The organism is Kluyvera sp. 1366 (assembly GCF_054823405.1).
The window spans coordinates 143,565-166,820 of the sequence record NZ_JBTRDW010000009.1; the positions used below are offsets into that span (position 1 = coordinate 143,565).

Annotated in this window: 20 protein-coding genes; 3 read left to right on the plus strand and 17 right to left on the minus strand. The window is 56.4% G+C overall.

Annotated features, from left to right (window positions below; translation table 11 throughout):
• The 6 genes from ACVLVH_RS19810 to prfB all read right to left on the minus strand — a co-directional run bounded on the left by ACVLVH_RS19810 (position 1) and on the right by prfB (position 6,094).
• Complete coding sequence (locus tag ACVLVH_RS19810; protein WP_309833438.1) at positions 1 to 648, minus strand: urea carboxylase-associated family protein; 648 nt, start codon at positions 646 to 648, stop codon at positions 1 to 3.
• Positions 632 to 1,264: a DUF1989 domain-containing protein gene (locus tag ACVLVH_RS19815; RefSeq protein WP_309833437.1), complete on the minus strand. Its 633-nt coding sequence runs from the start codon at positions 1,262 to 1,264 to the stop codon at positions 632 to 634. The genes ACVLVH_RS19810 and ACVLVH_RS19815 overlap by 17 nt, the downstream gene beginning before the upstream one ends.
• Positions 1,265 to 1,266: 2 nt before the next feature.
• Entirely contained in the window at positions 1,267 to 2,103 is an 837-nt protein-coding gene (locus ACVLVH_RS19820) for a transporter substrate-binding domain-containing protein (RefSeq protein ID WP_277974042.1), read from the minus strand.
• Between the two features lie 262 nt (positions 2,104 to 2,365).
• On the minus strand, positions 2,366 to 3,217 hold the full coding sequence (locus tag ACVLVH_RS19825) for a MurR/RpiR family transcriptional regulator (protein WP_101762021.1): 852 nt from the start codon (positions 3,215 to 3,217) through the stop codon (positions 2,366 to 2,368).
• Positions 3,218 to 3,465: 248 nt separating this feature from the next.
• Positions 3,466 to 4,986 (minus strand): lysine--tRNA ligase, encoded by a 1,521-nt coding sequence (lysS, locus tag ACVLVH_RS19830; protein WP_101761966.1) that lies wholly within the window; start codon positions 4,984 to 4,986, stop codon positions 3,466 to 3,468.
• Positions 4,987 to 4,995: 9 nt separating this feature from the next.
• Positions 4,996 to 6,094, minus strand: a protein-coding gene (prfB, locus tag ACVLVH_RS19835; protein WP_110867985.1) for a peptide chain release factor 2 whose coding sequence is annotated in 2 segments (ribosomal slippage) — positions 4,996 to 6,018 and positions 6,020 to 6,094 — 1,098 coding nt in all. Because the reading frame shifts where the segments join, the coding sequence is not laid out codon by codon here.
• Positions 6,095 to 6,648: 554 nt separating this feature from the next.
• Between prfB and ACVLVH_RS19840 the strand changes: the two genes are divergently transcribed.
• On the plus strand, positions 6,649 to 9,411 hold the full coding sequence (locus ACVLVH_RS19840) for an autotransporter domain-containing protein (protein ID WP_498949987.1): 2,763 nt from the start codon (positions 6,649 to 6,651) through the stop codon (positions 9,409 to 9,411).
• Between the two features lie 95 nt (positions 9,412 to 9,506).
• Here the strand turns inward: ACVLVH_RS19840 and recJ are convergent, their stop codons facing one another.
• The 3 genes from recJ to xerD are packed head-to-tail and all read right to left on the minus strand — an operon-like array spanning position 9,507 to position 12,870.
• Positions 9,507 to 11,234 (minus strand): single-stranded-DNA-specific exonuclease RecJ, encoded by a 1,728-nt coding sequence (gene recJ, locus ACVLVH_RS19845; protein ID WP_462061991.1) that lies wholly within the window; start codon positions 11,232 to 11,234, stop codon positions 9,507 to 9,509.
• A 6-nt stretch (positions 11,235 to 11,240) separates the two neighbouring features.
• On the minus strand, positions 11,241 to 11,954 hold the full coding sequence (gene dsbC, locus ACVLVH_RS19850) for a bifunctional protein-disulfide isomerase/oxidoreductase DsbC (protein ID WP_101761962.1): 714 nt from the start codon (positions 11,952 to 11,954) through the stop codon (positions 11,241 to 11,243).
• A gap of 22 nt (positions 11,955 to 11,976) precedes the next feature.
• Positions 11,977 to 12,870 (minus strand): site-specific tyrosine recombinase XerD, encoded by an 894-nt coding sequence (gene xerD, locus ACVLVH_RS19855; protein WP_192412041.1) that lies wholly within the window; start codon positions 12,868 to 12,870, stop codon positions 11,977 to 11,979.
• A 100-nt stretch (positions 12,871 to 12,970) separates the two neighbouring features.
• Here xerD and fldB point away from each other — a divergent pair, with 100 nt between their 5' ends.
• Positions 12,971 to 13,489 carry a flavodoxin FldB gene (gene fldB, locus ACVLVH_RS19860; RefSeq protein WP_101761960.1) on the plus strand — a complete coding sequence of 173 codons (519 nt, stop codon included), beginning with the start codon at positions 12,971 to 12,973 and terminating at the stop codon, positions 13,487 to 13,489.
• Here fldB and ACVLVH_RS19865 read toward each other — a convergent pair.
• Together ACVLVH_RS19865 and sdhE are read right to left on the minus strand one after the other, a co-directional pair.
• Entirely contained in the window at positions 13,486 to 13,845 is a 360-nt protein-coding gene (locus tag ACVLVH_RS19865; protein ID WP_271461227.1) for a protein YgfX, read from the minus strand. The two genes, fldB and ACVLVH_RS19865, sit on opposite strands and share 4 nt — an antisense overlap.
• 34 nt (positions 13,846 to 13,879) lie before the next feature.
• Entirely contained in the window at positions 13,880 to 14,146 is a 267-nt protein-coding gene (sdhE, locus tag ACVLVH_RS19870; protein WP_192412043.1) for an FAD assembly factor SdhE, read from the minus strand.
• Positions 14,147 to 14,364: 218 nt separating this feature from the next.
• Between sdhE and ygfZ the strand changes: the two genes are divergently transcribed.
• A complete protein-coding gene (ygfZ, locus tag ACVLVH_RS19875) occupies positions 14,365 to 15,348 on the plus strand; it encodes a tRNA-modifying protein YgfZ (protein WP_101761957.1) in 984 nt (327 codons plus the stop codon).
• Between the two features lie 60 nt (positions 15,349 to 15,408).
• Here ygfZ and trhA read toward each other — a convergent pair whose 3' ends face one another.
• From trhA to ubiI, 6 genes are all read right to left on the minus strand, one after another.
• On the minus strand, positions 15,409 to 16,062 hold the full coding sequence (gene trhA / locus ACVLVH_RS19880; protein ID WP_110867988.1) for a PAQR family membrane homeostasis protein TrhA: 654 nt from the start codon (positions 16,060 to 16,062) through the stop codon (positions 15,409 to 15,411).
• A 207-nt stretch (positions 16,063 to 16,269) separates the two neighbouring features.
• Positions 16,270 to 17,013, minus strand: a complete 744-nt coding sequence (locus tag ACVLVH_RS19885; RefSeq protein WP_192412044.1) for an SDR family oxidoreductase — start codon at positions 17,011 to 17,013, stop codon at positions 16,270 to 16,272.
• 119 nt (positions 17,014 to 17,132) lie between these two features.
• Complete coding sequence (gene gcvP / locus ACVLVH_RS19890; protein WP_192412045.1) at positions 17,133 to 20,006, minus strand: aminomethyl-transferring glycine dehydrogenase; 2,874 nt, start codon at positions 20,004 to 20,006, stop codon at positions 17,133 to 17,135.
• A gap of 99 nt (positions 20,007 to 20,105) precedes the next feature.
• Positions 20,106 to 20,492 carry a glycine cleavage system protein GcvH gene (gcvH, locus tag ACVLVH_RS19895; RefSeq protein WP_101761953.1) on the minus strand — a complete coding sequence of 129 codons (387 nt, stop codon included), beginning with the start codon at positions 20,490 to 20,492 and terminating at the stop codon, positions 20,106 to 20,108.
• A gap of 23 nt (positions 20,493 to 20,515) precedes the next feature.
• Positions 20,516 to 21,613 carry a glycine cleavage system aminomethyltransferase GcvT gene (gcvT, locus tag ACVLVH_RS19900; RefSeq protein ID WP_192412046.1) on the minus strand — a complete coding sequence of 366 codons (1,098 nt, stop codon included), beginning with the start codon at positions 21,611 to 21,613 and terminating at the stop codon, positions 20,516 to 20,518.
• 422 nt (positions 21,614 to 22,035) lie between these two features.
• A complete protein-coding gene (gene ubiI / locus ACVLVH_RS19905) occupies positions 22,036 to 23,238 on the minus strand; it encodes an FAD-dependent 2-octaprenylphenol hydroxylase (protein ID WP_462061995.1) in 1,203 nt (400 codons plus the stop codon).
• Positions 23,239 to 23,256 lie beyond the last annotated feature (18 nt).

Sequence of the window (23,256 nt, forward strand, 5' to 3'; positions counted from 1 at the left end):
TTACTCCGCGTTAAAGTCGTGCAGGTTTTCCGCCACCGACAGCAGCAGCGGCGCGGGACGATCGTTGCCCTCAATGCCGGTGTTACAGGCGGAGACGATGAACTGCGTGTCCATCACCACGCGACAGGTAATGCTGTCGCCAGCTTGGGTCAGGTTGGTTTCCGGCAGAATCTTGCCTTCTCGCGTCAGCTTGACGTGCATAAACAGGTTGATGGGATCCGGCAGCTTCGGCACCACCATGCCCAGACGCGCCAGCTCGCCGCGCAGCGCATCGAGGCAACCTTCGCCCGGATAACCGCGCTCAGCGAGAAACGCCGTGGTGGAGGCCGGCAGCAGCAGGTCGTGACGCTTCACGCTGTCTTTGCCCAGCACCATCATCGGACGACGAAGGTTGTTCACCAGACGCATGCCGGAACCGAGCAGGTAGCTGTTGCTAAACACCCGCGTGTGATGCACCGACAGCCACACGGCGGGATCGGCCAAGCTAAAGCCAAACAGCGAAGCCACCGCACCATCGCCCTGAGCGGTGATGCGCAGCAACTGACCGCGCAGCACGCTAATCGAACCGATGCTGCCCGCTGCAACCTGCACCGGTTCAGCCAGCGTGCGCACGGCGGTTTCCTGATAACTTTCACGCATTAACAGCATGATTCATCTCCTGAGCGTGAAAATGGTCGCTGACCACGATGTCGATTGGCGTCACCTGCAGGCCGTTGCCGGGAATAATGTCCTGCGGGCAGGATGAGACCGCGCAGATCAGATCGCACAGCGCTTCAAAGGTGATGCTATCGCCCGCTTTGCTGTTGGGATCGGTCACTTCCATGCGACCATCGGCGGTGACCGGGCCGTTCTGGAATAGGTTGAACGGTTCCGGCAGCGAGAAGTAGGTGACGCCAAACGCCTTCATCCCCTCCAGCAGGTTATCGACGCAGTTGCGATGCCCTTCGACACCGAAATCAATGCTGAAACGGGTGCGATCGCAGGCCGGCACGTTGGCGTCGTGGATGCCGATGCTGTCGGCAAGAATGCGCAGCATCGGGCGGTTTTCACTCGACCACAGCGCGTCGCCCGGCTTAAAGAACAGCGAGCGCAGCTGCTGACGCGTGTGCACCGGCGACAGCTTCTCGTTCAGGTCATTGGCATTGACCGCGACAAAATCGGCCGCCTGCTGCCCTTCGCTGTCAATCACGGTAATAAACTGGCCCTTGCGCACGCGAAAGGTTTTGCCAAAGCCGGCAGGTACCGTCAGGTTGGACTGGCACATAATTACTCCTGCGGAATGAAGTCGCTGGCGGGCACGGTAAAAGTGGTGCCGAGATATTGCTGCTGCAGTTTGGTCAGTTCGCCATCTTTCTGCATCGCCAGGATGTGGTCGCTAATGGCTTTGTTCAGGCTGCCATCTTCTTTGCGAGTCGCCCAACCCATCCACTGCGACGGGCCGACTTCGCCCACCTGCGCCACTTTGCCGGCATATTTTTTTGCTACCGGCGCCAGTACCGAGATGTCGTCATAAACGAAGTCGGCGCGTTTGGTCATCAAGGTGCTGACGGTTTGATCGAGTGAATCGACATTGATGATGGTGATCGGTTTTTTACCCTCCTTCTTCAACTGTTCGTTGAAGCCCTTCAACAGCTGCTCTGGCACGCTGGCGGTTTTCACCGCACCGCGCAGACCCGACAAGCTTTCCGGACTCAGGGTTTTGCCGCTGAAGGATTTCGCCTCGGCTTCACGCACCAGCACGCCGTTGACGGTTTTGCTGTACGGCACGGTAAACAGCACTTTTTTCGCGCGTTCCGCCGTGACGTTGAGGGATGAACCTTCGGCATTGAAAGAGCCCGAAATCAGGCCCGGCAGAATGCCGCTGAAGGCGGTTTTCTGAAACTCCAGTTTCACACCGAGATCGTTGGCAAAGGATTGCATGATCGCCACGCTGTAACCGGTGATCTCACCTTTGTCATCGGTGTATTCGTAGGGAGGAAAGGTTGGATCGATACCGACGGTGATTTTGCCGCTGCTTTTGATGTCGGCCAGCGTATCGGCTTGTGCCTGCGCCATGGTGCCGACAGAGAGAAGTGCGGCAATCAGCAGTGCTGTTTTTTTCATTATGGTGTTTCCCTGGTGTTGGTGAAATGTCATTTTCTACTGAGCATATTTTGTGCCAGCTTTTTCACTACCATGCAGGGAGGCCTGATAAAAACTAGATTTTATTTAATAAAATCAAATGGAAACATTTGTTTCTTAATTTTTATTTTTAGTTTCTACGATTTCACACACGGTAAGACGGGGATAATTGGATGGGTGGGCACTGGACAGAATTGCACCGTTTTGGTGATTTTTCTGGCGCACAATGCGCCAGCAAGGCGCATTATTCCAGTTCGTCGAGGGATTGGTGCAGCGCTTCGATTTGCGCGAGATGATCGTTGCTGGCTTTACCCATTTGCCGGGCCACCAGTGAACAGAGCAGATTACACACGCCAGAGAGCGCGGCGGTGCTGTCGAAAATCAGGCTGCTGTCGGTGTGACAGCGGATTACCCACTGCGCATGGCGCGCCGGTTTGCCGGAGAGCACGTCGGCGATATACAACATCGGCACGTTGCGCTCGGCCAGCGCGTTCATCGCCGCCTCCAGCGCGGGCATGCGACGACGCAGACCGACGCAGATCACCACATCCTCGGCGGTCAACGCCGCTACATGTTCCGCCAGCGAATCGCCGGGACGCGGCAGCAGACGCACATCGGAGTGAATATGGATCAGGTCTCGATAGATCAGATGCGCGATGGTTTGGCTGTGGCGCCAACCCATGACCACCACGCGGCGCGCCTGGCTGATGGCGCTGACCGCCTGCTGCAGCTGTTCGCTGTCCAGCGTGCGATAGCTGTTGACCAGGTTGGCGATCTCTCTTTCCAGATGCTGCTGCATGATGCTCGCCAGCGGCGACGCGCTGGGTGCCGGTTGCAGATAGAGCGGTGAACCGCTGCTTTGCATGTCACGCGCCTGGCGACGTGCGGCTTCATAACTTTCATAGCCGAGATGGCGGAAGAAGCGCGTGGTGGTGGCTTTGGATACGCCCGCGCTGTGTGCCAGTTCGGTGGCGGTGTTCATGGCTAACTGGCCTGGTGCGGCGAGTAGCACATCGGCAAGTCGCTGCTCGTGGCTGGAGAGTTGATCCCAGTGCTGACGAATCCGGCCCTCTAACGTTGCCGCTTTTGCACTCATGGTGATTCCCTGAAAAAGAAAAAAACCATCCTGCACAGAGCGTGCCGGGTTGTCATCAGGAATTTTGTGTTGGGGGGAATGTGCTGGCTGTCCCCCATCCCGGCCTTCCCCCGCTAGCGGGGGAAGGAGATGCTGCCACATGCAGCTTCAGAACTCACATTTTGCAGCATCTTCCTCCCCCATTCATGGGGGAGGACCGAGGAGGGGGACAGCGAGCACGGACCGGGATGGGGGACTGCGGCGAAATACTACTTACCGGTCGGGCGCAGTGCCGGGAACAGGATCACGTCGCGGATGGTGTGGCTGTTGGTGAACAGCATCACCATACGGTCGATACCAATACCCAAACCAGCGGTTGGCGGCAGGCCGTGTTCCAGCGCGGTGACGTAGTCTTCGTCGTAGAACATCGCTTCGTCATCGCCAGACTCTTTCGCATTCACCTGCTGCAGGAAACGCTCAGCCTGATCTTCTGCATCGTTGAGCTCTGAGAAGCCGTTACCGATTTCACGGCCGCCGATGAAGAACTCAAAGCGGTCAGTGATTTCCGGGTTCTCGTCGTTACGACGCGCCAGCGGTGATACTTCAGCCGGGTATTCGGTGATGAAGGTTGGCTGAATCAGGTGCGCTTCAGCGGTCTCTTCGAAGATCTCTGTAACGACGCGGCCCAGGCCCCAGCTCTTCTCAACTTTGATGTGCAGTGATTGGGCAATCGCTACCGCTTTATCAAAGTCTTCCAGATCGCTCAGGTCAGTTTCCGGACGGTATTTCTTGATCGCTTCACGCATGGTGAGCTTCTCGAACGGCTTACCGAAATCGAAGCTGTGATCGCCATACGGCACTTCCGTGGTGCCCAGCACATCCTGCGCCAGCGTACGGAACAGGCTTTCGGTCAGTTCGATCAGATCTTTGTAATCCGCATACGCCATATAGAGTTCCATCATGGTGAACTCTGGGTTGTGGCGTGGCGAAATCCCTTCGTTACGGAAGTTACGGTTGATCTCGAACACGCGATCAAAACCGCCAACCACCAGACGCTTCAGATACAGCTCTGGCGCAATACGCAGGTACATATCGATATCAAGCGCATTGTGATGGGTGATGAACGGACGCGCAGACGCGCCGCCCGGAATCACCTGCATCATCGGGGTTTCCACTTCCATAAAATCGCGGTTAACCATGAACTGACGAATGCCGGCCATGATTTGTGAGCGAATTTTAAAGGTTTTGCGCGAATCGTCGTTGGAGATCAGATCGAGATAACGCTGACGATAACGGGTTTCCTGATCGGCCAGGCCGTGGAATTTGTCCGGCAGCGGACGCAGCGCTTTGGTCAGCAGACGTAGCTCAGTGATGTGGATCGACAGCTCACCGGTTTTGGTTTTGAACAGCTTACCGCGCGCACCGAGGATATCGCCGAGATCCCACTTTTTGAACTGCTCGTTGTAGACGCCTTCTGGCAGATCGTCGCGTGAGACGTAGATCTGAATCTGGCCGCCGACATCCTGCAGGGTCGCGAATGACGCTTTACCCATGATGCGGCGCGTCATCATACGACCGGCCACGCTCACTTCAACGCCCAGCGCTTCCAGCTCTTCATTCTCTTTCGCGTCATAGCTGGCGTGCAGCACATCGGACGTGGTATCGCGGCGGAAATCGTTAGGAAACGCCACGCCTTTTTCACGCAGCGCGCTGAGTTTTTCGCGACGCGCTTTCAGTTCGTTGTTTAACTCAAGGGCGGCATCAGCGCTCTGCGGTTGTTGTTCAGACATGTCGGTTCCTTATAGCCCTGCTTTTAAACTTGCTTCAATAAAACGATCGATATCGCCATCCAGCACCGCTTGGGTGTTGCGGGTTTCTACGCTGGTACGCAGATCCTTGATGCGTGAATCGTCGAGAACATAAGAACGGATCTGGCTGCCCCAGCCGATATCAGATTTGTTATCTTCCGCTGCCTGCTTATCCGCGTTTTTCTTCTGCATCTCATATTCGTACAGCTTGGCGCGTAACTGCTTGAAGGCCTGATCTTTGTTCTTATGCTGTGAACGGTCGTTTTGGCACTGCACCACAATGTTGGTCGGCAAGTGGGTAATACGCACCGCAGACTCGGTTTTGTTAACGTGCTGGCCACCCGCACCGGAGGCGCGGTAAACGTCGATACGCAGATCGGCAGGATTGATATCGATATCGATGTTGTCATCCACTTCCGGGTAGATAAACACCGAACTGAATGAGGTATGACGACGGCCGCCGGAATCGAACGGGCTCTTACGCACCAGGCGATGAACGCCGGTTTCGGTACGCAGCCAGCCAAACGCGTAGTCGCCGATGATTTTAATGGTGGCGGATTTGGTTCCGGCCACTTCACCGTCTGACTCTTCAATAATTTCGGTTTTATAGCCTTTGGCTTCCGCCCAGCGCAGATACATGCGCAGCAGCATGCTGGCCCAATCCTGCGCTTCGGTGCCGCCGGAACCGGCCTGAATATCCATGTAGCAGTCGGCGCTGTCATATTCACCTGAGAACATACGACGGAATTCCAGTTCGCCCAGCTTCACTTCCAGTGCATCAAGCTCGGCAACCGCTTCGTTGAAAGTCTCTTCGTCGTCAGCTTCCACCGCCAGATCCAGCAGGCCCTGCACATCTTCCAGGCCTTGCGTCATGTGATCTAAGGTTTCCACTACCGCTTCCAGTGAAGCACGTTCTTTACCCAGCGCTTGCGCGCGCTCAGGTTCGTTCCAGACGTCAGGCTGCTCCAGCTCGGCGTTTACTTCTTCGAGGCGTTCTTTCTTGGCATCGTAGTCAAAGATACCCCCGAAGAACGTCGCTGCGCTCACTGAGGTCCTGGATACGATTTTTGACCGGATTAATTTCAAACATGGCTTTTCAGTCTTTTTTGACGATTCGGTGAAAGGAGATAAAAACTAACGCGCTAGTTTACCCGAAAGTGTGCGCACTTTGTAGCATTGCACGCCGCCTGAGTGAGCGCGCCTCCGCCGTAAGAAAAAAAGTTCTTATCCTTCTGGAAAGCTTTACCCGCTACGCTTTCCCAAACACCCCCGCAAATACCTCGCCTTCAGAACATTCTTAGGAGTTTTCCTGCAAAAATTAGGCAATTGGCGCCAGATGACGTCATTAAAGATCATGATTTATAACGATAAATCATTAAGAATTGTCTTGTGAGAAATTTCCTGCAAGAAAGCAGACACGTCTCAAATAACGCCATTAAGCAGCTGATATTCAGCCTATCGATTTATTAGCGCCCTTTTATCATTTTGCTCAGTGACTATCCCCCCGATGGACATCACTGACGTCCAGACCGTTTGTCACCACGATCGCCAGGAATGCGCAGCTTCGACAGGGAATGACACAGTAATCAGCGCCCGTAAACGTGAGCGGGCACAACATGTCCTGAGAGACATGAAGGAGTATTGATGTTTATTCCCGGTTTGCGCACTTCACCGCGCCTGCTTGCCTTGTTAATGCCTTTGTTACTTACCGCCTGCGGTGGTGGTGGTGGCGGCGGAGGTGGCGGAAGCGCGGCAACCTCGCCCACCACCGGCACGCCTGAGACACCCACGCCAGCTCAGCCCAGCGCTTCAGGCAATGCCAGCAAAGTCGGCATTATTGATTCAGGGTTATCGCCCGATCGCAGTGAAATCAATTATGCCAACGTGCAGTTCACCAGCTACGTCGGCGGCAGCAGCAGTTTGAATGATAATCAGGGCATTAACGGTCACGGCACCGTGGTGGCGCTGACGTTATTGGGCCTGTCGCCGGGCAGCACGCTGTATGTGGCGCAGGCATCGCAGAACAATATCTTTCAATACGACGATACCGCGCGTGCAGTGAGCGGCCTGCTGAGCCAGGGCGTGCGGGTTTTCAATATGTCGTACGCCTCCAGCGAGCGCTTAAGCTCCGCACAGGCGCTATCCGATGCACAGCCGCACTATCAGGTGCTGGTGCAAAGCATGCGTGAGATTGCGGCCGCTAACGGTTTGGCGGTGGTGATCACCGGCAATGGCGGCACTGCAACACCGTCCCCTAACGCGCAGCTGCCGCTGATTTATCAGGACAGCGCACTGCAAAAGAATATGCTGGCCGTTACCGGCGTGATGGACAGCACCTCATACGACACGGCGAACCGCGCGGCGTTAACCGGGCCGTTTGATGCCTGTGGTAACGCTGCCGCATGGTGCCTGAGCGCACCGGGATACACCGATTATCGCTTTCAGAACGCCGATGGCAGCTGGGTGAATGCGCGCAGCTACGGCACCTCGTTTGCCGCGCCGCGCGCCGCTGCGGCCGCTTCGCAAGTGTTGCAGCGCTTTCCGTGGATGAGCGGCTACAACCTGCAGCAAACGTTGCTGACCACCGCCAGTTATCGCAGTGATGCTTACGCAGGCGCTGCGGATAGCGCCAACGGGCGGCCTTACAACAACACCTTCGGCTGGGGCGACCTCAACCAGGCGAAAGCGCTCAACGGTCCGGCAATGTTCTGGGCCAATGATTTTCACGCCAGCCTGGATGCGGGTAGCTATGTCTTCTCGAATGCCATCAGCGGCGATCGTGGCCTGATACTCGACGGCGCCAATAATGGCGGCGTGCTGCGGTTAACCGCTAACAACAGTTACCTCGGCCAGACCAGCGTTGCCGCCAATACGTTGCTGATTGAGGGTGCGATTGCGGGCAGTGCCAACGTCAGCGGCAGTGGCACTTTAGGTGGCAGCGGTGTGATTGGCGGCAGCTTACTCAATCAGGGAACGGTCAACGGCGGTTTGCAGGTGCAAGGCGATTACCAGCAACGCAGTAATGGCGTGCTCAATATCGCGTTAAACAGCCCGCTGCGTGTAGCAGGCCACTCTACGCTGGACGGCACGCTGAACCTCGCGCCCCCCTCATCAACATATGTGGTGAAACAGCAGGAAACGCTGCTGACCAGCGATGCGGGTGTTAGCGGTCAGTTCAGCCAGGTCAATACTGGCGTGTTTCTTGATGGTTCGGTCAGCTACAACACTAACAGCGTCACTGGCCAGCTTACGCGTAAAAATACTGCAGCAGTAGCGGCAGCTCTGGGCATGAACGGCGCCAGCACCCAGCAAACGGCCGCGAATCTGGAGCAGGCATTTAGCGTGGCGGATAGCTGGCAGCAACAGGGATCGCTCGGCCATGCGCAGCAGTCAGCGCTGGGCGCAGCAGGAGCGTTTCAGTCGCTGGCAGATGCCCGCAGTGCGCAGGCCGCCATCAATTCACTTTCCGGTCAGGCGCACGCTTCCAGCAACGCGGTACTGTTTAACGCGCTGGATTATCAAAGCCGCCTGTTGAGTAACCGTATCGCCGATGCCAGCGCCGACAATCGTTACGGTTTCTGGCTGGAGAGCGGTCAACTGCGCGGTTCACTGGATCAGGCGGGCTACCTCGGCACCGATTACCGCAACACGCTTACCGCACTGGGCGTGGATAGCGATTTGGCTATTTCTGGTCTGCGCGTGGGCGTGGCCTGGACGCAGAATCAGATCGACTCCACCTACGACCAAACTGGCGGCACCAGCCGTAATCGCCTGCAAGGCGCGATGCTGTATGGCCGCTACGATTTGACGCCAGCATGGTATCTGCAGGGCAATCTCAGCTATCAACATGGTCGCGATGAGTTAAAGCGTCTGGTGTTGCTGGATGAAGCTTCGCCGGTGTCATCGACCACCAGCAGCAACAGCTGGCAGGCGGCGCTGCAAAGCGGCTATCGCTGGACAATTGAGGAGAATTATCGCCTCGAACCCTATCTCGGCTGGCGTGAAACCGGGCTGGATACCGGTGCGTTTGAAGATAAAGGTAGCGCGTTCGGTCTGAGCGGCGACGGCGACAGCTATCGACGCAGCGTCGGTTATAGCGGTTTGAGTATCAGCGCACGGCAGGATTGGTCGGCTGGATTGTGGAGCATGCTGAGTCTGTATGGCGAATATCAGTACGCATTCAACAATCCGTCGATGGATGTCAGCGCGCGCTGGGGCGGATTTGGCGATGACCAGAACCGCTTCATGATTCCCGGTATGCAGCTCGATCGCCGTTCGCAGTGGTTAGGTGTGCGGTTGGATGTGGCGCAGACGTCACGCGCGCGCCTGTTCCTGCGCGCCGATCAGCACTTCGCCGATCGCGGTGACGAAAAAGTGCTGCGCGGCGGTGTGGATGTGAGTTTCTGATAAACGTTTAATCGGTCAACTGAGCGCGATAAATCGCGCTGCTACGGATACGTGCACAGGTAGCGGCGCGATGCATTGCGCGTTTTGGTAGTGAACTACAGCGGCCAAAGGTGATCGATGATCAATTGCACCGAACGATTGCCGCGGTATTCGTTGATATCCAGCTTATAGGCCAGCTGCACCTGACGCACGCTGCTGTCTGGCCACAGCGTGGTATCCACGTTGAAGGCAATCCCATCCAACAGCGGGCCGCCGCCGAGCGGCTCGACCATCACTTTCAAATGACGCTCGCCCACTAACCGCTGTTGTAACAGCTTGAACTTGCCATCGAACACCGGCTCCGGGAATGCCTGGCCCCACGGACCGGCCTCGCGCAGCATTTCGGCAGTATGCAGGGTAAACTCCTGCGCATGCAGTTCGCCGTCCGACCAAATCACGCCCTGCAACGCTTCGCCATCCAGCCACTCATCAATCAACGCGGCAAATCGCGCACGGAACTCCTCGTACTTCGCGGTTTCCAGTGACAATCCGGCCGCCATGGCGTGACCACCAAATTTGATCATTAAGCCAGGGAACAGCGTGTCGAGACGCTCCAGCGCATCGCGCAGATGCAAACCCGCAATTGAGCGGCCCGAACCTTTCAGCGTGCCGTCTCCGGCGGGGGCGAAGGCGATCACCGGGCGATGGAAGCGCTCTTTCAGGCGCGACGCCAGAATCCCCACCACGCCCTGATGCCACTCGGGATGGTAGAACGCCAGTCCAAGCGGCAGATCGGTATGCTGACGCTCCAGCTCATCGCACAGCGCCAGCGCTTCGCTTTTCATGCCCTGCTCAATCTCTTTGCGCGTCTGATTCAGCGCATCGAGTTCATTCGCCAGCATGCGCGCCTGGGAAATATCTTCGGTGAGCAGCAGCGCCACGCCGACTGACATATCATCCAGACGACCGGCAGCATTCAGGCGCGGACCCACGGCAAAACCGAGATCGCTGGCGGCGAGTTGGCGCGCATCGCGGTTGGCAATCTCCAGCAGCGCGCGGACCCCGGCACGGCATTTGCCCGCGCGAATACGGCTCAAACCTTGCCACACCAGAATGCGGTTGTTGGCATCAAGCGGCACCACATCGGCCACGGTGCCCAGCGCCACCAGATCCAGCAGCTCCGCCAGATTTGGCTCGGCTCGGCTCTCACTAAACCAGTTTTGCTGACGCAGGTGCGCACGCAGCGCCAGCATCAGATAGAAGGCCACGCCAACACCCGCCAGCGAACGTGAGGGGAATTCGCTGTCGTTGAGGTTCGGATTAACAATCGCTTCGGCGGCGGGCAAGGTTTCGCCCGGCAAGTGGTGATCGGTAACCAGCACCGGAATGCCGTGCTGATGCGCGGTATCCACTCCGGCATGTGATGAGATGCCGTTATCGACGGTGAGGATCATCTCCGCACCGCGCGCTTTAGCCTGCTCGACCACTTCCGGACTCAAACCGTAGCCATCTTCGAAACGGTTTGGCACCAGATAATCCACATTACCGCCGAGGCTGCGCAGCGCCAGCACGGTTAACGCGGTGCTGGTGGCGCCATCGGCATCGAAATCGCCCACCACCACGATACGTTTGCCGGCCAGCAGCATCTGATGCAGCAACGTCACGGCGGCTTCGATGCCGCCCAGCGTTTGCCACGGCAGCAGGTGTTTAGCGCCGCGTTCCAGTTCCAGCGCCTCTTTCACGCCACGTTGCAGATACAAGCGACGCAGCAAAGGGGGCAAATCAGCGGGTAAGCTGGCTTCGGTCTCGGCTTCGCGCCGACGCAATTCAACAGAATGAATCACTGTGCGTTAACCGCCACGCTTCTGGCCGTCAAGCACCTGCTTCAGCTCTTGCGGTCCCTGATAGCCAGGAATCATCATGCCGCTATCCGTGAGAATGGCTGGCGTACCCTGAATGCCAAACAGGATGCCGAGTTTGTACTGCTGCTCGATATTGATTTTGCAGGTCGCTGGCGCATCCATCTGCGGCGCATCGCCTTTCATTGCTGCATCGAAAGCTTTGTTACGATCGGCGCTGCACCAGATGGCGCGCATGGCTTTTTCTACCTGACCATTCAGACCTTCACGTGGGAAGGCCAGATAGCGCACGGTGATGCCGAGCGCGTTGTAGTCGGCCATCTGCTCATGCAGCTTGCGGCAGTAGCCACAGGTGATGTCGGTGAACACGGTGATGACGTGCTGCTCTTTCGGCGCTTTATAGACAATCATGTCTGGCGCCAGCGCAGTAACTTTTTTGTCCAGCAGCTGGTTGGTAACGTTGATCGGCTGGGTGCCGCTGACATCATACAGCGGGCCCTGAATCATGTGCTTGCCGTCTTCGGAGACGTAAAGCACGCCGCTTTCGGTCAGCACCGTTTTAATACCCGGCAGCGGGGACGGCTGGATTTCAGCCTGCTGCAATCCCAGTTTTTTCAGCGTTTGCTGAATAGCGTTGTCATCGGCATGCGCCAATCCAGTGAATGCACTGACCAGCAGAGCCAGCATCGTTAGCTGCTTTTTCATCTTAAATCCTTGTTACCGCATCTCAAGCGCGCGGATGATGCTGTTGATGTAACAGACGCAGGCGCTCAGTGGCGACGTGCGTATAAATTTGGGTGGTCGAGAGGTCGCTGTGGCCCAGCAACATCTGTACGACGCGTAAATCGGCGCCGTGGTTCAGTAAATGTGTGGCAAATGCGTGGCGCAGCACATGCGGCGACAGCTTTTCGCTATCGATACCGGCAAGGGTCGCATAGTGTTTAATGCGATGCCAGAAGGTCTGCCGCGTCATTTGCTGTGCGCGCTGGCTGGGAAACATCACGTCCAGTGTTTGCCCGTTGAGCAGCCACGGCCGACCATGTTCCATATAGTATTCAATCCAGTAAACCGCTTCTTCACCTAACGGCACAAGACGCTCTTTGTTGCCTTTACCGATTACGCGCACCACGCCCTGACGCAGGCTGATATCGCTGATGGTCAAACCCACCAACTCCGTTACGCGTAAACCGGTGGCGTACAGCAGCTCCAGCATCGCCTTGTCGCGCAGTTCGAGCGGCACATCAATGCTCGGTGCCTGCAGCAAGCGTTCGACCTGGTTTTCACTGAGATCTTTCGGCAGACGCTGCGGCAGTTTCGGTGCCGACAGCAGCGCGCTGGGATCGTCGCTGCGCACTTTTTCCCGATAGAGATATTGGCACAAGCGGCGAATGGCGCTGAGGGTGCGCGCCGAGCTGGTGGCTTTGTAGCCGCCCTCAACGCGTTCGGCAAGAAACTGCTGCAAATCAAGCGCTTCAAGCGTTAATAGCGTGCGATCGTGGTGATGCAGCCAGTCGGTGAGCGTTTGCAGATCCTGCCGGTAAGAGGCGAGCGTGTTCTGCGCCAGATTACGCTCAATCCAAAGCGCATCCAGAAACTGTTCGATCAGATCGCTGTCCTGCACTGTACTCTCCGCCCGTGTGAAATCGTGCTCATTATGCCTGAAAGTAGCCTGCTTCTGGTACAATTGCCCCCGAGTCAGGTTCAGACAGAGCATTAATTGCATGAATATTGGTTTGTTTTATGGTTCGAGTACCTGTTACACCGAGATGACGGCGGAGAAGATTCGCGACTTTATCGGTGAAGAATTAGTCACGCTGCACAATTTGAAAGATGACGATCCGTCGCTGATGGAGCAGTACGATTTGCTGATCCTCGGCATTCCGACGTGGGATTTCGGTGAGTTACAGGAAGATTGGGAAGCGATTTGGCCGCAGATTCCGGCGCTGAATTTGCGCGGAAAAATCGTGGCGCTGTACGGCATGGGCGATCAGGGCGAATACGCCGAATGGTTCCTTGATGCGCTGGGCATGCTGCACGAACTGCTGCAGCCGATGGGCGTGCAGTTTGTGGGTTACTGGCCGCTGGAAGGCTATGAGTTCACCAGCAAAAAACCGCTGACCGCCGATGGCACGCAGTTTGTCGGTTTGGCGCTCGACGATGTTAACCAGTTCGAACAGAGCGATGAGCGCATTGAGCAGTGGTGCGAACAGATTCTGACGGAAACCGCAGCGCTGCTTTAAGGCAGCGTTTGACCATCCCTTAGAAAACAGCAGGCGCGCAGCGTGCGCCATTCACCGGGCGGCAGGTTGTCATGCATTAACCATAGCCGCCAGCGTTTTCCCTGCTGATTACGCAGCACCAGCAAAACGCCATACGGCAACCAATCCGCCTTACGTTCCGCTCGCCAGCGCACGCCGCGCCACAGCCAATTGCCCTTCACGTCCAGCCCCAAATGACCTACGCGCTGTACCAGACGACGCTCGTTACGCCAGCACTCCGCCAGCAGCAGCACTAACACCGGCGCTTTGCTCCACGCCCACGCGTCAGGCCACTCCAGCGCCAGCAGCAAACCGGTGCACAGTAGAGAAAGCGTCACATTCAGTGCGCGCGCACTGCGTGACGCTCGCAGATCACATTGCCACCGGACCGCGTTCACGGTTGCGCTGCTGAATCAGTTTCACCATACGTTTGAACTCGGGATCAACCGGTTCACCGTGATTCATCAACCAGTTGAACAGATCGGGATCGTCACTCTTTAGTAGCGCGATAAAAACCTGCTTATCGGTGTCGTCCAGCGAATCATATTCAAATTTGAAAAACGGCATGATAGCCATATCCAGCTCCAGCATGCCGCGACGGCATGCCCATTGGACGCGGGCTTTGTCGTTAATTTCCATGTCTCAGGTTCCATGACTAAAAACAGTGGGGCTCAGTGTACCTGCTTTTTTTTCTCGCTGCAGGCGCTGTGCTTAACCCTGTGCAATACCTCGGCGTTACATCCCCCAGTTTGCAATGGGTATCACGCGATTTGTGCGCCATATTCAGTAAACAGGTTGCAAAGCCGCACTGCTCTTTTACCATTGCAACCTATTACCTCATTAATCAGGAAAGAGACATGTCGATTTTTACCCTTCCACCTCGCCAGCCTGCTGCATCGTCACGCCTGCCTTTAACCCTGATTTCGCTCGACGAATGGGCGCTGGTTAAGGTGCAAGGCAACGACAGCACGTCTTATCTGCAAGGTCAGTTGACGCTGGATGTCGCGGCGATGGGCGAGACGCAGCATCGTCCCGCCGCGCACTGCGATGCCAAAGGCAAAATGTGGAGCAACATTCGTCTGTTCCATCGCAGCGAAGGTTACGCTTACGTGGTGCGTCGCAACCTGCGTGAGCAGCAGCTTACCGAACTGAAGAAATACGCGGTGTTCGCCAAAGTCACCATCGTGGCTGACGATGAAGCGGTGCTGCTCGGCGTTGCCGGTTTCCAGGCGCGCGCCGCGCTGGCAGGCGTATTCAGCACACTGCCGGATGCCGAAACGCCGGTAGTACAGCAAGGTGAGAGCACGCTTTTGTGGTTTGATCAGCCAGCCGAACGTTTCCTGCTGGTGACCACGCCTGAACAGGCGAATGCGTTGAAAGAGAAACTGGCGGGAGAAGCACAGTTCAACGACAGCCTGCAATGGCTGGCGCTGGATATCGAAGCGGGCATTCCGGTGATTGAAAGCGCCACCAGCGCGCAGTTGATTCCACAAGCCACTAATCTACAGGCGCTGGATGCCATCAGCTTCAAAAAAGGGTGTTACACCGGCCAGGAGATGGTGGCACGCGCCAAATTCCGCGGTGCGAACAAACGCGCACTCTATTGGCTGGCAGGTAAAGCCAGCAAAGTGCCGGAGGTTGGCGGTTCGATGGAGCTGCAGATGGGCGATAAATGGCGTCGCACCGGCACCGTATTGAGCGGCGTGCAGCTGGATGACGGCAGCGTTTGGGTGCAGGTGGTGATGAATAATGATTTGGAGCCGGATAGCGTACTGCGCGTGGAAGGCGACGAAAGTGGCAAATTGACCATTCAGCCGCTGCCGTATTCATTAACCGAATAATTGCGGGCCGGGTCCGTACTAAACACGTAAGGTCGCCATTTTCGGCGACCTGGATTGAGCTTACATCACGTAAAAATAAATCGCGCAGAAGTGCAACACGCTGCCGCCGAGCACAAAACCGTGCCAGATGGCGTGACTGTAAGGAATACGGCGCGAGACGTAGAATATCACTCCTAGCGAATAGACAATGCCACCGGCAGCCAGCAGCCAAATCCCGCCCGGCGACAGTTTGATCGCCAGCTGATAAATCACCACCAGCGACAACCATCCCATACCGAGATAGGTCACCAGCGACAGCGCTTCAAAGCGGTGGGCAAAGGCGATTTTAAACAGGATACCGGCCAGCGCCAGGCTCCAGATCACCACCATTAAGCCCTGTGCCAGCGGCGAATTGAGCCCCACCAGCAAGAACGGCGTGTAAGTGCCAGCAATCAACAGATAAATAGCGCAGTGGTCAAATTTCTTCAGCCAGTATTTGGCTTTTTGATGGGGAATGGCGTGATACAGCGTTGAGGCGAGATAGAGCAGAATGATGCTGCCGCCGTACAGGCTGTAACTGGTGATAGCGGTAACGTTAGCTTGGGATTCAACGGCTTGTGTCAACATCAACACCAGGCCAATGATGCCGAAAATGCAGCCGATTCCGTGGCTGATACTATTGGCGATCTCTTCTGCCAATGAGTAGCCCTGGGCAATAACTGGGGTTTGTACCATGAGGGGATTCCTGAACAACGGAAAAAGCGAGTGTGCTATTTCTGAGCAACCAGAGTAACCGGGATAATTTTCAGAGTACACATGTACGCTAAAATAAATCTGTGAGTGGGTGTGACAGGCGAGGGTTTGAATGAATCGGTCGCCATGCATGGCGACACTCCGCACGGATACTGTTTTATGGGGTCGGTATTGATACCGGCTTGGTGATCATCGTCCGCCAGCCGCATCGATAAAGGTGCCCGTCACGTATGACGCGGCATCGCTCGCTAGCCAGGCAATTGCTGCAGCAATCTCTTCTGCCTGGCCGCCACGTCCCATTGGCAATGCGCTCGCCAGGCGATCGACCCGACCCGGCTCGCCGCCATCGGCGTGCATGTCGGTATAGATAAGGCCAGGACGCACGCTGTTGACGCGAATGCCTTGCGATGCCACTTCCAGCGACAACCCTTTAGTCAGCGTATCCATCGCCCCTTTTGAGGCGGCGTAATCCACATATTCGCCTGGCGCACCGAGACGTGACGCAGCGGATGACACATTGACGATGGCGCCCCCTTTGCCGCCATGATGCGTGCCCATGCGTTTTACCGCCTCACGACAGCAGATGAACGTGCCGGTGACATTGGTGGCGAACACGCGCTGAATACGTTCGGCATCCAGATCTTCCACCCGACATTGGGTAAACAAAATACCGGCATTATTCACCAGCACTCGCAGCGCGCCCTTTTGCTGATCCAATTCGGCAAACATACGTATGACCTGCGCTTCATCGCCAATATCGGCCTGCAGCGCAAACGCACTACCGCCCTGCGCTTCAATCTCTGCCACCACGCTTGCCGCTTCGGCTGCACGCTGACGATAGTTGATCGCCACGCGATAACCCGCCTGCGCCAGCAATAATGCGGTTGCGCGTCCAATGCCGCGGCTACCGCCGGTAATCAAAGCCAGATCCATTTTTGCCTCCACAAAAAAGGGCCGAACAATCGGCCCTTTCATAAATATTACCTGTAAATTTAGCTTAACGAATTTGAGATGCAGCCAACGCCGCTGTGGCGCAAAGTATGATGGCTAAATTATTGGTATTCGCTCATGGGTACACACGAACAGAACACATTGCGATCGCCAAATACATCATCCAGACGTTTCACCGTCGGCCAGTATTTATTGGCGCTACCGGCCGGGAATACGGCCAGCTCACGGGTATACGGATGCGCCCAGTCGCCGACGATTTCTGTCTGCGTGTGCGGTGCGTTCACCAGCGGGTTATCTTCCAGCGGCCATTCGCCATCGGCAACGCGATCGATTTCCATGCGAATAGCCAGCATCGCATCGATAAAGCGATCCAGCTCGATTTTGCTTTCCGATTCCGTGGGTTCAACCATCAGCGTTCCCGCAACCGGGAATGACATCGTTGGTGCGTGGAAACCGTAATCGATCAGACGCTTAGCAATATCCAGCTCGCTGATACCGGTCTGCTCTTTCAGCGGACGAATGTCGAGAATACATTCGTGCGCCACGCGGCCATCGCGGCCGGCATACAGAATCGGATAGGCCGATTGCAGACGGCTGGCAATGTAGTTGGCGTTCAGGATCGCCACCGAACTCGCTTGCTTCAGACCTTCTGCGCCCATCATACGGATATACATCCAGCTGATTGGCAAAATCGATGCGCTACCAAACGGTGCGGCAGATACCGCGCCCTGCTGTGTCAGCACGCCATCAATTTGCACCACGCTGTGACCTGGCACGAACGGTGCCAGATGCGCTTTCACGCCGATTGGGCCCATACCCGGACCGCCACCGCCGTGCGGGATACAGAAGGTTTTGTGCAGGTTAAGGTGCGATACATCCGCGCCGATGTAACCTGGCGTGGTGATACCGACCTGCGCATTCATGTTGGCGCCGTCGAGATACACCTGGCCGCCGTGCTGATGCACGATCTGGCACACCTCGCGAATGGTTTCTTCATAAACGCCGTGTGTTGACGGATAGGTCACCATGATGCACGACAGCTGCTCACCCACCTGCGCGGCTTTCTCACGCAGATCGCCAAGATCGATGTTGCCTTGTTTATCACACGCCACCACCACAACTGACATGCCCGCCATCTGCGCCGATGCCGGATTGGTGCCGTGCGCCGAGCTCGGGATCAGGCAAACATTACGGCCGCCTTCGTTACGACTTTCGTGGTAACGACGAATCGCCAGCAGGCCGGCGTATTCGCCCTGCGCACCTGAGTTGGGCTGCATGCACAGCGCATCGTAGCCAGTCAACTGCACCAGCCATTGCGACAACTGGCCAATCATCTGCAGATAACCCGACGCCTGCTCAGCCGGGCAGAATGGATGCAGTTCGGCAAATTCCGGCCAGGTGATTGGAATCATCTCCGCCGCGGCGTTAAGTTTCATGGTGCACGAACCGAGTGGGATCATCGCCTGGTTAAGCGCCAAATCTTTTTTCTCCAGGCTGTGCATGTAGCGCATCATCTCAGTTTCGCTGTGATGACGGTTGAACACCGGGTGCGTCAGGAAGGCGCTTTCACGCACCTGACCAGCCGGAATCGCACTGTTTTCCGCAGCAACAGCGGCATCCAGCGCATCAATGTCCTGACCGTGCGCATCGCCCAACAGAATGGCGAACAGCGCCAGCACATCTTCACGGGCGGTGGTTTCATCCAGCGTAATACCAACTGCATTGTGGATATCGCTGCGCAGGTTGACGCCGAAGCTCTGCGCGCGGTTCAGCACCGCCGCTTTATCGGCCACTTCAACCGTCAGCGTATCGAACCAGCTGTTGTGGCGCAGCTTCAGGCCACCGTTTTGCAGGCCCGCGGCCAGAATGCTGGTCAGACGGTGAATACGTGAGGCAATGCGTTTCAGGCCAACCGGACCGTGATACACCGCGTAGAGACCGGCGATATTCGCCAGCAGCACCTGCGATGTACAGATGTTGGAGTTGGCTTTCTCACGACGAATATGTTGCTCGCGGGTTTGCATCGCCATACGCAGCGCGGTGTTCCCGGCGGCATCGCGCGATACACCAATAATGCGACCAGGCATCGAGCGTTTGTGCTCGTCGCGGCTGGCGAAGAACGCGGCGTGTGGTCCGCCGTAACCCATCGGCACGCCGAAACGCTGGGCAGAACCAAAGACGATATCTGCGCCCTGCTTGCCTGGCGCCTCTAGCTGCACCAGCGCCATGAAATCTGCGGCTACGCTCACCACCACTTTGCGGCTTTTCAGCTCGGCAATCAGTGAGCGGTAATCGTGCACTTCACCGTGCGTACCCACCTGTTGCAGCAACACGCCGAACAGATCATCGTGATCCAGCGCCTTGTCAGCACGATCAATAATCAGTTCAAAACCAAAGGTTTCTGCGCGGGTGCGCACCACATCCATCGTCTGTGGATGGATGTCATCGGCGATGAAGAATTTGGTGGCGCTTTTCAGTTTGCTAACGCGCCTGGCCATCGCCATTGCTTCGGCAGCAGCGGTCGCTTCGTCCAGCAGTGACGCGGAAGCGATGTCCAGACCGGTCAGATCCAGCGTCAGAGTTTGGAAGTTGAGCAGCGCCTCAAGACGGCCCTGCGACACTTCTGGCTGATACGGCGTATACGCGGTGTACCAGCCTGGATTTTCCAGCATATTGCGCAGGATGACGGGCGGCGTGATCACCGCGCTGTAGCCCATGCCGATCCAGGATTTATAGCGTTGGTTCTGACTGGCAATGGCTTTCAGCTCTGCCAGCGCTTGCTGCTCGGTCGCCGCAATGCCTACTGCAGGCGGGCCTGGCAGTTGGATGTCGGCAGGCACAATAGAACTGATCAATGAGGAGAGCGAACTGGCACCAATCGCTTCCAGCATTAAGGCCTGTTGTTCCGGCGTAGGACCGATGTGGCGCTCAATGAAAGCACCGTTGTGTTCAAGCTGGCTGAGAGTCTGGGTCATTTGCAGTAAATCCTGAATCGGGCTGGGTTACAAAAATGGCGTTAAATCAGGCAGATAAAAAAGAAGGTGACGCAGCGCGCCACCTTCTGCCACTACCGGTTACTCGTCGATTGCGGCTTTATAGGCATCGGCATCCAGCATCGCGTCGAGTTCTGATTCGTCGCTGGCTTTGATGCGGAACAGCCAACCATCGGCGTACGGCGCGCTGTTCACCAGCTCTGGCGAATCGCCCAGATTGTCGTTCACCGCCACAATCTCACCGCTCAGTGGCGCGTAGATGTCTGAAGCCGCTTTTACCGACTCCGCAACGGCGCAGTCATCACCGGCCGAGAAGGTGGCACCGACGTCTGGCAGATCGACAAACACCATATCGCCCAGCAGTTCCTGTGCGTGTTCGGTGATACCCACAGTGAAGGTGCCGTCGGCTTCTTTACGGACCCATTCGTGGCTATCGCGGTATTTCAATTCATTTGGCACATTGCTCATTGGCCATTTCTCCTGAAAAAAAATTACTGGGCAACCGGCTTACCGGCGCGAACAAAAATCGGTTTGGTGACTTTCACTGGCATTTCACGGTTGCGGATTTCCACAATCGCCTGCTCACCAATGCCGGCTGGCACACGCGCCAGCGCGATGCTGTAACCCAGGGTTGGTGAGAAGGAACCACTGGTAATAATACCTTGCTGCGGCTGACCTTGTTGATCGGTGAAGCGCACCGTTAACCCGTTACGCAGCACCCCTTTTTCGGTCATCACCAGGCCAACCAGCTTTTCGGTGCCGTGCTCGCGCTGCGCTTGCAGGGCATCACGGCCAATGAAATCGCGATCGGCAGGTTCCCAGCTGATGGTCCAGCCCATATTGGCGGCGAGCGGCGAAACGCCCTCATCCATCTCCTGACCGTACAGGTTCATGCCCGCTTCCAGACGCAGCGTGTCACGCGCACCGAGTCCAGCCGGTTTAACGCCTGCGGCCAACAGCTGCTGCCAGAAAGCGGCGGCTTCAGTCGCTGGCATGGCAATCTCATAACCCGCTTCGCCGGTGTAGCCGGTGGTAGCGATAAACAGGTTTTCGGCCTGCACGCCAAAGAAGGGTTTCATGCCGGCAACGGCATCACGCTGAGCGGCGCTCAACAGCGTTTGTGCTTTCTGCTGCGCGTTTGGACCTTGCACCGCAATCAGCGCCAGATCGTCACGTTCGGTCAGCTCAACGCCAAACGGCTGCGCATGCTGTTTAATCCAGGCTAAATCTTTCTCTCGCGTAGCGGAGTTCACCACCAGACGGAAGAAATCTTCGCTCATAAAGTAAACAATCAAATCATCAATGACGCCAGCAGAGGCATTCAACATGCCGGTATACAGGGCTTTGCCCGGCTGGGTCAGCTTGGCGACATCGTTTGCCAGCAGATAGCGCAGGAATTCGCGGGTGCGTGCGCCGTGCAGATCGACGATGGTCATGTGGGAAACATCAAACATGCCGGCATCGTTACGCACCGCGTGATGCTCATCCATTTGCGAGCCGTAATGCAGCGGCATCATCCAACCGTGGAAGTCCACCATGCGTGCACCGCTTGCCTGATGCTGTTCGAATAGAGGCGTTTGCTGAGTCATAACCATCCTGTGAAGACAAGTGAGTGTGACGCGCCTGCGTCGCCTAATGAGGCTGACGCAAACGTTCTCTTTGTGCTGAAGTTATCACCTAATGTGGCAATTAACCATGAGGAAAACGAGGGCGAAACACTACCACCTTTCATCAAATCATCGAACAGCGCCCAGCATAAATCACTGCATTATTGTGATTAGCCTCGCACAAAATACGACTAAATTACTTTCATGCAGCAAATTGAGGGAATACACGCCACAGGATTAAGAAATGGTCCGGCATGCGCAGGGCTATGACATGAATTAATCTAATGCGAATTAAGGCGTCAAATTAGAATAAATCAAACGAGGCGCGATTGCGGTGCATCACTGCATCATTGGGGTGCAGCAAAGAAAAACGGCGCCCAATTGGGCGCCGTCAGCTGAGATGATTAGCGTATCCATCTGGGTAGATCGTTAAGCCCCATCGCCTGTTTCAGCATCAGCGGTTTAACGCCAGGTAACGTGTCGGCGAGTTTGAGGCCAACATCACGCAGCAGCTTTTTCGCGGGATGGGTGCCAGCAAACAGCTCGCGGAAACCCTGCATCCCCGCCAGCATCATCGCCGCACTGTGCTTGCGGCTGCGCTCATAGCGACGCAGATAGAGATGCTGACCAATGTCTTTGCCTTCCTGATGCAATCGACGAATTTCACCAATTAATTCAGCCGCATCCATAAAGCCGAGATTTACGCCCTGCCCGGCCAGCGGATGGATGGTGTGGGCGGCATCGCCGACCAGCGCCAAACGGTGCGCGGCAAAGTTACGCGCATAACGTGCCGTCAACGGGAAGGTTTTACGTTCACTCTCGACCTGACACAAGCCAAGACGCATATCAAACGCCACCGACAGCTGCTGATTAAATAGCGCTTCCGGCATCGAATGCAAGCGTGCCGCTTCCTGTGGCGCGAGCGACCAGACGATCGAGCATAAGTGTGGATCCTGCATCGGCAGGAACGCCAGAATACCGTCGCCGTGAAACACCTGACGCGCAATTGCATCATGCGGCATATCGGTGCGGATGTTCGCCACCAGCGCGTGATGCTCGTAATCCCAGAAAGTCAGCGGGATATCCGCTTTATCGCGCAGCCACGAATTGGCGCCGTCGGCCGCCACCAGCAAACGTGCGCTCATCATGCTGCCATCCTGCAACGTAATGAAGGCTTCGTTGTCGCCAAACGCCACTTGCTGCAGCTGCGCCGGGGCAAACAGCGTAATATCGCTGCTCTGACTGGCACGCTGCCACAACGCGCTATGAATCACTTCGTTTTCAATAATATGGCCAAGATGCGATAAACCCTGCTGCTCGTCATCAAAGCTGATTGAGCCAAAGCTGTCCTGATCCCACACTTCCATGCCGTGATAGGCGCTGGCGCGCAGCGCCAGAATGCTCGACCAGACATCGAGCTTTTGCAGCAGACGTTCACTGGCAGCGTTGATGGCGGAGACGCGAATCGACGCATTGGCCGCCGGATCAAACTGTGGCTCGGGTGCTTTTTCCAGCACGGCAACGCGTAAGCCGCTGCCTTGAAGTCCGCAGGCGACGGCCAAACCCACCATGCCGCCTCCGGCAATTGCCACATCAAAAGTTTGCATTGCTGCCCCTTAATTCGT